9 protein-coding genes and 2 pseudogenes are annotated in these 12,098 nt (G+C 60.2%); 4 read left to right on the top strand and 7 right to left on the bottom strand.

All coding sequences use genetic code 11. The annotated features are described in order from the left end of the window. Positions 1 to 636 precede the first annotated feature (636 nt). On the bottom strand, positions 637 to 1,065 hold the full coding sequence (locus AS156_RS30780) for an oligopeptide/dipeptide ABC transporter ATP-binding protein (protein ID WP_066512781.1): 429 nt from the start codon (positions 1,063 to 1,065) through the stop codon (positions 637 to 639). A gap of 194 nt (positions 1,066 to 1,259) precedes the next feature. Here AS156_RS30780 and AS156_RS43585 point away from each other — a divergent pair, with 194 nt between their 5' ends. The 3 genes from AS156_RS43585 (at position 1,260) to AS156_RS43105 (ending at position 3,504) form a co-directional block, all read left to right on the top strand. Then, a complete protein-coding gene (locus AS156_RS43585; protein WP_201456128.1) occupies positions 1,260 to 1,469 on the top strand; it encodes a hypothetical protein in 210 nt (69 codons plus the stop codon). Then, complete coding sequence (locus AS156_RS30775) at positions 1,462 to 1,755, top strand: hypothetical protein (protein WP_136626514.1); 294 nt, start codon at positions 1,462 to 1,464, stop codon at positions 1,753 to 1,755. Before AS156_RS43585 ends, AS156_RS30775 begins: the two co-directional genes overlap by 8 nt. Positions 1,756 to 3,351: 1,596 nt before the next feature. Then, positions 3,352 to 3,504, top strand: a complete 153-nt coding sequence (locus AS156_RS43105) for a hypothetical protein (RefSeq protein WP_160331171.1) — start codon at positions 3,352 to 3,354, stop codon at positions 3,502 to 3,504. Positions 3,505 to 4,919: 1,415 nt separating this feature from the next. Here the strand turns inward: AS156_RS43105 and AS156_RS30760 are convergent. The 4 genes and pseudogenes from AS156_RS30760 to AS156_RS43580 form a co-directional block, all read right to left on the bottom strand. Then, complete coding sequence (locus AS156_RS30760; RefSeq protein ID WP_066512773.1) at positions 4,920 to 5,264, bottom strand: hypothetical protein; 345 nt, start codon at positions 5,262 to 5,264, stop codon at positions 4,920 to 4,922. 220 nt (positions 5,265 to 5,484) lie between these two features. Continuing rightward, positions 5,485 to 5,646, bottom strand: coding sequence for a hypothetical protein (locus tag AS156_RS43100; RefSeq protein WP_160331170.1), 162 nt, complete (start codon positions 5,644 to 5,646; stop codon positions 5,485 to 5,487). A 277-nt stretch (positions 5,647 to 5,923) separates the two neighbouring features. Beyond that, positions 5,924 to 6,228 (bottom strand): annotated as a pseudogene (locus tag AS156_RS30755) (autotransporter domain-containing protein); the annotation flags it as partial. A gap of 1 nt (position 6,229) precedes the next feature. Then, positions 6,230 to 6,507 (bottom strand): annotated as a pseudogene (locus AS156_RS43580) (alpha/beta fold hydrolase); the annotation flags it as partial. A 418-nt stretch (positions 6,508 to 6,925) separates the two neighbouring features. Between AS156_RS43580 and AS156_RS30745 the strand changes: the two are divergent. Then, complete coding sequence (locus AS156_RS30745) at positions 6,926 to 9,124, top strand: PAS domain-containing protein (RefSeq protein ID WP_066512766.1); 2,199 nt, start codon at positions 6,926 to 6,928, stop codon at positions 9,122 to 9,124. Between the two features lie 1,760 nt (positions 9,125 to 10,884). Here the strand turns inward: AS156_RS30745 and istB are convergent. Together istB and AS156_RS43095 are read right to left on the bottom strand one after the other, a co-directional pair. Continuing rightward, positions 10,885 to 11,745 carry an IS21-like element helper ATPase IstB gene (gene istB, locus AS156_RS30740; RefSeq protein ID WP_050382252.1) on the bottom strand — a complete coding sequence of 287 codons (861 nt, stop codon included), beginning with the start codon at positions 11,743 to 11,745 and terminating at the stop codon, positions 10,885 to 10,887. Next, positions 11,745 to 12,098 (bottom strand): Mu transposase domain-containing protein (locus AS156_RS43095; RefSeq protein ID WP_430641822.1); only part of this gene is annotated, 354 nt, incomplete at its 5' end. The genes AS156_RS43095 and istB, both read right to left, overlap by 1 nt.

Below are 12,098 nucleotides of genomic sequence, written 5' to 3'. Positions count from 1 at the left end.
CCCCGCCGCAGCGTAGGCCGCGTTGTTCGCCGACTTCCTCGGTACTCTGGGTGGGTCCGACTTCTCCGCATCGTGCATCACGGACTTCGGCCTCCGGCCTTCCCCGTGCGGCCCCGGGCGCGGCAGCCCAGGGCAATGTGGAGACCTCCCGGTTCCCGCGCAGAAGATGTGCGCACATGCCAGGGTCTCAGACGGCGCGGAGCTGGTCGGGCACTCGCGATCGCGTGTCCGACCATGTTGCCTTCTGCCGGAACGAGGGCATCGGCACTCCGGATGATTGGAATTTCGCCGCTCAATGGCTGGCCTATACGTTCCCCTGTCAACGCTTCACGCGTCGCCTCGCGACGACCCGCGCATGACTCGGGGCCGGTGTGGATCGCTACTCCTTCACCGTAAAGGACTTGCACCTTCTATCTCCTGCCGGTCTCCCCGCGCACCGTTCCGATCCATCATGGGCCAGTTTGAGCTAGCGACCACAAAATTGAGCCAACCTGATCAAGAAGAGTTTCGCACCGATCCCGTTGCCAAAGCCAACGGCAAAATTGGCAGGAGATGGTCAAGTTTCGGAGGCTTTCCCTCTTGCCATCAGCGCAGCTTGAGACCGAGACGCGCCTCGGCGCTCGGCCAAGCTGAGACTTAAGAGGCGAAGTGGCAGGCGACGAGGTGATCGCGAGCTTCGCTCGCCGTGGGTCCGAGCGCTGGCTCGCTCTTGGCGCAGAGTTCCTGCGCGATCGGGCAGCGCGTCCGGAACCGGCATCCCGATGGCGGATCGATCGGAGACGGCACATCACCGCGCAAAACAATCCGCTCCGGCTTGCGGCCGGGATCCGGCTGCGGCATAGCCGCCAGCAATGCCCGAGTATAGGGATGACGCGGATTGCGGTAGAGGCTGGCGGCTTCGCCGATCTCGACGATCTTGCCGAGGTACATCACGGCGATCCGGTCGCTGATGTAGCTGACCACGGCAAGATTATGCGCCACGAAGACGTAGGTGAGCTGGAATTCTCGCTTCAGCGCGACAAGCAGGTTAGCGCGGCGCGCCCCGGCAACCGACCGACCGGTCATCTTGCCGTGAGCGCATACAGGCGCGCTGCGGGAGCATCATCTTCGCACAAAACGCGTCGGGTTTGTCGCACGCCTCGCGACTGCCGGATCAGTTGAATAGATCGGTCTCGGCTTCAGTGATCCAGTCCCACAGCGGCTGGAAGCTGAAATAACCTCCGCGGTGCGTACCGACTTGGCAAACCGGACGCCAAATAATGACCGTGGAAGCGGGCCTGATGGGGTGGCTGCTTGTGATGGTCCTGATGATTCTGGTCATTCGCCATATGGCGGAAGTGGATTTGAGGCTGCCGGCTTCATCTTCTTCGACAATCGATCGACGGCCCCCCCCCGCGTCATGTTGGCACCCAAGCGTTGAAGGTACGGCGACGTTCGCGTTACGCGATGAAGAGAAGCTGAATGATTGAGACAGGCTCTATGTCTGAGCGCCCACGCATCAATCCAGGCGACCGGATCAAAGCTGGCAAAATCGATTGCGTCGTCGCATTCGTACATCCGCCCTATCTCGTTGCTTTCTCCGGAGACGCCGAAATGGTCTTCAATCCAAGCAAGCCGACCACTCATGATGTTGAGTGGAACGGCCGTGAATGGGTGTTCTGCAAGCGCCCCGATTATGGTGACTATGCTGAGGACAAATCGCGCTACAGTTTCGCCGTCAGCATCTTGAGGGCGGGGCCGAAGAGAAGAGATTAGCGGAAGCCAGCACCCGCCTCGCCTTCGTATCCTTCACCGCAGCCGCAACACGAGTGCAGAGCAAGCGTCCCAACAGGTGAGATAGCAGGCAGTCAACAGGCTTTGCGCGATGCGCCGTTGATTGCGTGCCATGTAAGTCCGTCGAGGCACTGAAGGAATTAAAGCACGCTTGGGGTTAGTTGGCGCCAGGATCAATCCCGTCCTATCCAGATTGGTAATTGGCACGGTCTTTGCCGGTGGATCATTGCTGGGCCTTGCCAAGGCCCACTTTGATACATGGTGCGGACCGGGACGGTGCTTTTCGAAGCCTGGCAGCGCATTTTTGGCACATGTGAGAACTTCGATGGCCCGACGACTTTCAAAAGTTGAAATGGCCCGAGAGAGGGCCCGCCTGAAGGCGCGAATTGCCGAACTAGATGCCATTCTCAAGTTGATCAGACGACCAAGTCAGCTTGCCGAGAAAGCGCGAAGTTTGTCGCGCCAACATTCACTAAGGCCGCCAGCGCATCCGCGCCCAAGCGGTAAACGTCCGCTGGCCTGACCTTCGTGGGGCTCGGCGCGCCAGTCCCGGTCACCAAGCCTTGGGGGCCAGAGTGAAGCGACCAGGACCATGCGCGAAGCATTGTGAGTTTCCGCGGTGCTTAGTCTGGCGTGGAACGCGGCAGAAGTTGGACCGCGTCCGGTTGTGCTGCCTGAAAAGAAAATGCCCACCCGAGGGACGGCCAACGGGCGGGCATGCCCCGCTTGAGGACCGCGAGATCTTCCCGCGACGCGGATTTCGTATGAAGTACGGAGCCAGCGGTCACGTAGACATAAGGTAGCGCGAAAGATTCTGTGCCGGCACTCTCCGCTAGTCCCCCTCCTCGCCTTCGCGGCTCTATCACCGAATTCCGCCACAAGTGCATGGTCAAGTGCGGAATGCTCGAAAGTATCCGCTGCGATCACTGCGAAGACGAGTACGCGCCAGAAGAACTGGCCGTTCTTGCACCACCCGCTGCAGACGACGAGCTGATTTGCGCCCGGCGCGTCGAGATCATGCTGCGTCGAGCCATCGCGGAATTACCAGGCCAGCGACATCGAGGGCACCATGTGCGATTGGCGTGAACTCGAAGAAGCGCGCGACGATATGCGCCGCGAGCTAACCGAGATTGCTCTCAGTGCTGGGGCGCTCAGGCTTGGCGATAGCGGTGAGAACCTCGCAACCGTGAATGGGAAAGCCGAGCGTCACGCCTATGCGCTTGCGTCCTTTCGGTGCAAGCGTGGTTGCGACTTCGCGGCCAAGTCGCGGCACTCTCTCGCTTCTAAGTGGAACCCATCTGCGTAGAACACGGACATTGCATCCGCAAAGATAGCGGCCGTCTCCATCGTGACTCACCCCGACAAGACGGAATGCCGTGTGGCGGAACGTCGCAAGCAGGGGCCTGCGCGCGTGATTGGGTTGCTTATGACCCATTTAGATCAAGACGCGTCGACCTCCATGTCCCATAATGCATAGGCAATCTCAATACGTGATCAGTTTTGATTTGGTTTGGCTTGGCATCGCCGTTCAACCATCACCACAGACAATTTCTGGAGTACCTTCGGAACGGAGAATGGGTGCGCGCCATCGATCTCCCCGATCGGCCGAAGCTAAAACTGACATTGCTTCGCAATCGCTGGATTGAGACTCAGGAAACAGACGGCGAAGTCAGTTACCGTATTACGGCAGCTGGCCTTGAAGAGATGAGCAAGCCCAAGAAGCTTCGCTAACGAGACGATTCTGCGCTTCCATTGAGTTCGTCACCGAGACGTCGCGCCGGGGTTGCTGCCGCATCGCAAAGGCAACTGCTTGGTTTATACGAATGAAGCATTGAACGTTCGCGCACGAACGATAGGATTATGAGGCTCGGCAATATTCTACCGAGTGTAACCAGGGGCAGGGCCGCCGCGCCATACTGCACGGCAACGGCCCTACTCTGGTAGAACGTTTGGCGTTCACATGATTTTAGAGCTTATTGCTGCGGCGCTTGCCGTGTTCGCCCTCATGTTACTTGCCGCCAACTACCTGGTGCGACGACGCGACGTTCTGCATCGGGTCAGGCGGTGCTAATCGAGTAGGCCGATCTTTTGCTGAAATCGCCGTAAGGCAATACAATACGCTTTCATTTGGCGTACCGAGAAAAATGAAGCCCACAGACAGACATGCGACCGATACTTGAGAGTTTTTGGCTCAGATTTTTGTTTTCAATCGCTCTAATCGCGTTGGTCATTGGAGGAGCGTCATGCTTATAAAATACCTCGCCGAGACTTACGGATGAGCGACGCCAGTGGCGACCTTGCTGCGCGGACTATCGGTGCGAAATACATTGCAGCGCTTCGGCGCCATCCCGATGCGATACGGCGACGCCCCGACTCGCGGGACATCTGCGACCATTGCGAGAATGGCATCCGACGTTGCTGGATCGGATGTATCGACATCTAACGCGACCACGGAGCCGGTAAGGATTCCTGTGTTGTGGCCGTGCGGGTACAACCGCGCCAGGCCCCCATCTGTTCGGCCGATCATTTTGAGTTTGACCGGCCGAGGCCACAAGCTTTCTTCTCGTTGCAGGGAACGACGCGATATCCATGTGCGATCAGACCGCGACGGAGATGGACGATGGCGGCGGTGGTGTCGTTGGCGATATTAGTCGCGAGTGCGGTCATCGGTCTCGAGCTCCACGAGGGATTTACTGGCGAGTTCGGCAAGCGCCGAAGGACGTGCTAAAGTCGGCAACGCGCCGCTGAAAAGCGTTCGGCGCGAGGACGTGCGCAGCCTCGTTTGCCGCGCTGGCGCAGAGCCAGGTTGTAGAGGCGCAAGTGCTCGTTTAGCTGCAGATCAAAACGCGCCAGCGTCGGCGATCCGGGTTCACCGGGCCGGATGTCTAATATTCGCAAGTGTGGAGTCCCCCTGTATGGGGCTGCCCTATTGGGCAGTGCTCTCGGCTAAAGGGCCGATCGAGCTGGGTCGCGAAACCGGTGAATCAGCATGCAACTTGCATCATACAATGCATGCCATGCTGATTTTATGCATGTGTAATCGACTTGCAACAGTTCATGAATGGTTCAACGGCTGCGGGGAATTTAGATAGGCCGCGTCGAAACGACCGGTAAACGGAGGCCAAACGTAAAGCCGCTCCCTGCGGTCATCCGATGGCGCGATCGTGCGCATCCAGTTCGGCAACTAGCTCATCATCACCGTCAGCGACGGCCTTGAGGTACGAGCGTTCCTTCAAGATCCTGAGCCCAGTAATTATGACCCTGATGTTGTCGCCAGATGTTCCTCCATCTGCGAAAGCATGAGCAGCCGCGTTCTGCGCCTCCGTCATATCATCGCGCCAGTAGCTGCAGGTCAAAAGTTCCGCGGCCGCTTCTCTATAATGGCCAGGATAGTTGCCCACATCGGCACGGGGTCGAGCGCGATGGTACGTTCCACGCTCGAAATCGATCACGTAAAAGCGACTACGAATCCGGACTGTCGCTTCGGTCATTTATGCCGCCTCCCTCTATACCGTTGATGATTCGCCTTGCCTTCTGCATCCGCAGTCGCCGGTGTCGAGTTCCAGGCCGACACGGCTCCAAGTGCGGTTTCGCGGCGAAATCGCCAAAAGCCATGCTGCCAAATATGGTGGATTGGCGCAGAGAAGGTAAAGTCACCAGCCGCGCCGCTCCTCGTCTGAGCGCTTCAACGACGCATCCGCCAACGCATCTTCAACCTGGCGCTTCACCTTGGCGGTGGTCCGCGATCGAGGCCAGTTCCAAGACACCGATGATGAAGAGCGCCATGGCGGGTCCGGCGACGTGGCCGAAAACAAAAGCGTAAGCCAAACCGACACCGACGATCACAAGGCGAATGTAAGTCAGGCCGTCCATGATGAATCCCCGACTGAAGGGAGGCAACCGCCAAAAATCGCTATGAGATTCAATGGTACATGAATTGCCTAACCACCGATCCAACCGATTGATTAATCTAAATTCCGTCAATCCTGCACGAACGGCGATGTGCCATCCCTGGCGGTCGCATAAAGCGGTCAGCTAGCCATCATCCATCTCCCTTGCGGATCGTGTGGCGGCGTCGTCGCCACCCATCAGCCGATCATCGCAAGGAGACGTCGCGTGCGTGTTTACGCCTCAGGTCATCCAGCGCGCTTCACCACTGATATCGCACCACGCCCTTGCCTGCGTAGCTCGAGTCACGTTGGAGAACTCGCCTTCGAACGTAGCGGCCGCCGACCAGCCGTTGCGCCATTTCATCTCGACCGCCGCCGTGGTCAGCGCGGAATCGCTTGCCTGCGCCGCGCCGTTGACGACAAAGCTCGCGCCGGGCAGCGCCTGGAAGGTCGCAGCAACCGAACGGTCCGGATCGTAATCGTGCGCCCAGGCAAAGCCCGTGCGTAGCGTCAGAATGCCGTCCTGCACCTGGAAGGACTTGTCAGTGCGCAGGCCGAGCTCGCTGCACCTCGGTGAAGCGATCGATGAGGTGCGCGATGTTCTCGAACGTGTAGGCGAAGGCGCTCCGCGCGGGCGTGTCGGATTGCCCGAACCCCGGCAGGTCGGGAGCCACGAGGCGAAACTGGTCGGCGAGTAGCGGGATGAGATCGCGAAACAGTGCATGTGGCCGGCGGTGGGGAAGCCGCGCAAGAGTAAGATCGTTGGTGCGTCCTTCGGACCGGCCTCGCGGTAGAATACTCCGATGCCATCAACATCCACCTTGCGGTAAGTGACCGCGCGCATGGCAGCGGCTAGGCACAGGATTTTTCCAGATCCCCGCCGCCAACTGCCAACGCCGCTCGAGTTTCCCGAGGAATTCACCTCGTCCTTCCGCATAACGCAAGTCATTGCTCAGCGCGCAACACAGCCGCTCAGCGCGCAACACAGCCGCGCATCATGCGCGTGCCCGGCCGCTCGGCATTCGTTGCCAGCAGGCCATCGATCCTTCCTCCGGTGCTTCCGAATGAATAAGGCCGCGTTTCCGGGGTGCTCACCATCCAATCGAGACCCGGTGCAGGCTCCACAGTCGTTGGATCGAGCCAATGGCGGCCGCGCGGCATTTGCGTTCGACACGAAAGGGGGATCCCTCACTGCGACAGGCATGCTAGACCGACGCCGCCGGCGGCCACATCTGGTCCGACGCGCCGGCGGGAGCAGTGCGATGGCGATAGCGTCCAACCGAGAGACATGGCAGAGCCTTGACGCGGTCCATGCGGCAAAGCTCGTCGAGAACGTCGTTGGAATCGCCTGGGCGACCGACCCGACCGGGAGGTTCGTCTATGTCACGCCAACGGCTCCGGTGTTTCGTGACCTGACAATCGAAGAGCTGAACGCGTCCGATGGGGACACATCCGGTTGGGAGCACGTGATCCATCCGGACGACTACGGCGCCGCGGCCGTGGCCTGGAGGCAAGCACTTGAAAGTGGCGTACCCTACAGGATGGATCATCGCATGCCTGGCGTAACCGGCGCTTACGTCTGGGTACGCGCGTCTGGGCAGCCGCTTCGCGACGGAGATGGGCGGGTCACCGGATGGTACGGCTGCGTGGTCGACAGCGCGCCGTCGCATGTATCGCAGCCCTCGGGCCAAGAGTTACTCGATGTGAGCAAGGTGCATCCGCATGACAGGCCGGCGGTCGCCCAAGCATCAGCGCGCGCGTTCTTCACTGGAGTTCCGCAGGTCTCCTCTTATCGCCAGCTTCAAGCCGACGGCAGCTATCGGTGGGTGGAGCTGCGCGCCGATTCGGAACAAGGTGTGACAGTAGATCCCGGCATCGTGGCTGTGCGAGACCACGTGGCGATGCAAGACCACCCGTGGACAGCGGCGGAGTCGCTTGGCGAGACAGTCGAGGCGGTACGTGCCGCACAGCTCCTTGAGAACCTCTATGGCATCGGCTGGGCGTTGGATGCGCACGGCAAGTTCACTTACGCGACACCGATAGCTCAGACCTCCATCGGCTTGACGCTCGACGACCTAAATGAATCGCTAGATGGGCGCGAGTTCATCGACGGCGGCGAGCACGGCTGGAAGCGGATGGTTCACCCCGCTGACTACGAGCAGATGGCCACCACCTTCCGCAACGGTCTGTTGAGGGGCGAGCCCTGGAATGTGGAGTATCGGATTTTACGCGTTAACGGCGACTACGTCTGGCATCGCTCCGGCGCGCGCCCGACACATGACAATCACGGGCGCGTCACCGGATGGTACGGCATCTCGCTCGATATTGACGTCTACAAGAAGACTGAAGCGGCGTTGCGAGAGAGCGAGCAGCGATTGCAACAACTGATCGACGCGGTGCCAGCACAGGTCTGGTGCATGACGCCCGAGGGTCGGCCGTGCTACGTCAACAAGCAACTGATGGACTTGGTCGGTGTTAGGCTTGAAGATCTGATCAATTCGAGCGGCTCGCGCTCTTATGCTGATATTCACCCAGACCACAGGGACGCCGTAGAAGCGGCGATGACGCGATCGCTGAGCACAGGCGAGCCATTCGTGATGCGGTACCGTCAGTGCCGATCCGACGGTACCTATCGTTGGACCGAGGGGCGCGCGGAGCCTCTCCGAAACGAGTCGGGTGCGATTGTCCAATGGTACGGTGTGTGCTTCGATATCGATAGCGAAGTGCGAGCGGGCGAGGAACTCCGTTCGGCGCAGGAGCGCCTGGCGCGAGCAAGCCAAGCAGCGAGCCTTGCTGAACTTTCCGCGTCGATTGCTCACGAAATCAATCAACCGCTTGCGGCGGTCGTGGCGAACGCGCACGCCTGTCAGCGATGGTTGACGGCGGGTCCGCCTCAACTCGATCGAGCGCTGACGACGATCGAGCGGATCATCCGGGACGCCAACGCCGCCTCGGAGGTTATCTGCCGCATACGGGAGCTCTTCAAGCAGACCATTCCGACGCAAACTACCACTGCGCTGGTACCAGTGATCGCCGAAGCAAAGCGCCTGCTTGTCGATGGGGCTCTGGCACAGGACGTCGGCATTGAGATCGAGGTCGATGCGAGCATCCCGACAATCAGAGGAGATCGGCTTCAGTTGCAGCAAGTCCTGGTCAATCTCATGCGCAACGGGATCGAGGCGATGGAGGCAGGAGGCCGCGGCAAGGTGTTGCACGTGCGCGCGCAGCGAGATGGTGATTTCGCGCGCGTGGAGGTCATCGATGAAGGCGCGGGCTTCGCCGATCCAAACCGCGTCTTCGACGCATTCTACACAACGAAGAAGAGCGGCATGGGCATGGGCCTCGCGATCTCACGCTCGATTGTCGAATCCCAGGGGGGACGACTCTGGGCTGAAAGCAATCCGGGTGATGGCGCGAAATTTATGTTCACCTTGCCATTGGTCGCAGAGATCTCGTCGTGAACAGGGAGAGCACATCTACATCCACCCTGTCACTATGCCGATTATCAAGATCGCCTGTGTTTTGGCGTGGGATCTCTACGATTGTCGGCATGGGTCCAATTGTCGCAATCCACTGAAATCAATGGCTTGAAGGGATCCCGACGAAGCCGATGGGGGTCATTCTTCGATCCGTATTCACAGGCGAGCACAACCCTTGAGGAAGCCCGTCGGTTCGCGGAGCAGATGAACACCAAGGTTACGTCGCTGACCTCGACCAAATGGCGCGGGACCGAAGCCCCGCGCCTATCCGGCTAACGCGCTGCCTTTGCTCGCGCTGCAGCAAGGTCCGCGCTCAATTGTGCGGCTGTATCGCTAACCGGCGCACGCATAGGGGGCGGCTCGTTGAGGTCCCGCGCCCATGACGCGCCAGATGGAGCTACAGGAGGCTGAGCGACTCGCTGCGAGATCGCGCATCCGGTCACAAGAATGCTTACGAGAGCGGTTGCTCCCGACCATGCGATCACTTGATGAGCCCTGTTCATCGAAGGAAACCGCTGGGGAATCATTCCCCTGCCAGATCAAGCGCCCTCAAGTCCACCGACGTCAAGGGCGCCAACGGTACGCCTTTTGACGCAGGCCAATGCTCTATTTGCCTGGACGCAGGGTCCCGGCATCTGTTTGCTGAGCTCCCTGGGCTTTTGGATCAGGGGCCCAGCTTGAAACCGGGCGCCGCCGGCACAGGACATTTCGAATCCGGCGGCGCATCTTTTTGAGACGCTCCTTCCCTTGAGGCAGTCCCATGGAGTTTGCGGAAGAGCTTGTCGCCACGGTCGGCATAGTCGGTGCCGTGTCCGCAATCGCGATTGCCGGTTTGTGCGTCTGGACGGGGCGACGGAGACGGTAAGCGACGCGCGCCGAGTGGCTCGACGGATTGAACTTCAGAACGGTGATTCTAGACGCCGTCGCGAACCTTGGTGCACTTCTCGCGAAGAACCCGCGTGCATGCCGGGCACCTGATCTTGATCTCCCGTGCGGCGCGGCAATCAAGGTGACAGGCTTCCCACCCAGATTGTCGCGCTATACTCCCGAATGCATTTTCGAAAGCTTCTGAGTGGAGCAAGCTCGTTACCGAACCAATAAAGAATTTCGCGGTATTATGGTGCAAAGGCGATGAGCAGATGAGACTCTCTTAGCCTGCGTTTGCCGCGCCGAGAAGATCAACAGTCGGTTTCACAGCCGCCCCTTGTTTCGAGTGGACGGATTCCCCCACACGCGCGTGTGCACCGCGGCACAAACGGCGCGCCCTCAAACCAACACCCGCCTTGCCCGCCACAACAACCTAGCGCCGGCTAGATCTTGGCGCGGTGGCTATTTGCTCCTACCGACCGGTCGATCGGCGCTGTCGGCGCCACAGCCGCTCGACATCTCGAGATGGCAGATCTCATGTGATGCACCTCACGGTGGCCGCTAACGAAAAGCCTCACGATACACGCCATGGGGAGACCCTAGGGTCTCGTCTCAAACGAGGAGAAATCATCATGGCTTGTGGAATGCGAGAAACAATCACGGTTAGTTACTGGGGCGTGTGCTGGAAGTGGGGCTTCATCCCTTACCCCTGCAAGAAGACCAAAACAAAGGTTCAGTACCGGTATGACTTCCTTCCCTGGCGCACCAGATTCAGTTGGTCGCCGTTCCGTCGCAGTTACCAGGGATGTTGCAACTGTCAAACGCCATCCGGAACTGCCCCCTTTGCGTCATGAAGAACTGCCCCCACCATCGGGTTATGATCTTGGTTGAAGGTTGCTTCCGCCGGTGACGGGACGGAGGGAGGCGGAGCCGACCGGAGGGCCGTCACCGGCGGGCGGCGGCTTGATGAGGCCGCTCTTCCGTTTGGCGCGGAGCCGGTAGCTGTCGCCGCGGATAGTCAACACGTAGCTGTGGTGCAGGAGCCGGTCGAGGATCGCGGTGGCGACCACCGGATCGGCGAACACGGTGCCCCATTCGGCAACGCTGCGGTTCGACGTGATCAGCATGGCACCAGTTTCGTAGCGTCGGCTGACCAGTTGGAAGAACAGATGGGCCGCGTCGGGTTCCAGCGGCAGATAGCCGAGCTCGTCGACGATCAGTAGCTTTGGCTTCGACAGCGCGAGTAGTTTCTCGTCCAGGCGCCGATCGCCATGCGCCTTGGCAAGGCCAGCGACCAGCGTCGTCGCCGTGGTGAACTGCACCGTATACCCGGCCAGGATTGCCTCTCGCCCGAGCGCGATCGACAAGTGCGTCTTACCGACGCCCGGCGGGCCGAGCAGCAGCACGTTCTCTCCGTTGGCGATCCAACGTGACGCGGCCAGGTCGCGGATCTGCTTCGGATCGATCGACGGCTGCGCCTCGAAGTCGAAGCCCGCAAGCTCCTTCACGGCCGGGAAGTGTGCAAGCTTCAGCGCCATGTCGATGCGGCGATGATCCTTGCGCGCAATCTCACGTTCGCACAGCAGGATCAGCGTCTCACGCGCCGACAGGTTTGCGCGCGCCGCCTCGTCGAGCAAGCTATCGAGCTGATCGCGGATGCCGGAGAGCTGCAATCGCGCCAGCATGGCATCAAGGGGATCAGTCGGTACTTCGGTTGCCTTCTTTGCGCGCGTCATCAGAAGCTTCCCCCGATCACGGCTTCATATTCGGCAAGAGGACGCAACAACGAAGGCGGTGGAGACGACCCCGGCACCGCCGCCGCAATCTCCGGCCGGCGAACCGCGCCATTCCGCCCGGCAACACCATCGAGATGGGCGGGATCGACGATCCGCAGCCGGCGCCCCTCCGATTGCTTATGGACCGCCACCTGGTGCAATCCATGGCGGATCCGCACCTCGCCGGCCGCGACCGTTACCGCCACGCGCTCACCAATTAGGCGCCACGGCACCGAGTAACTGTTCGTGTCGATCTCGATGGCGCAATCGTTGCCGACGACCCGGGTTAGTTCGCGCAATGATCCGAACGAGGG

Origin of the sequence: Bradyrhizobium macuxiense (genome assembly GCF_001542415.1) — a bacterium.
Classification (GTDB): domain Bacteria; phylum Pseudomonadota; class Alphaproteobacteria; order Rhizobiales; family Xanthobacteraceae; genus Bradyrhizobium; species Bradyrhizobium macuxiense.
Note: the sequence above shows the minus strand (reverse complement) of the source record. Positions and strands in the feature narration are given on the sequence as shown.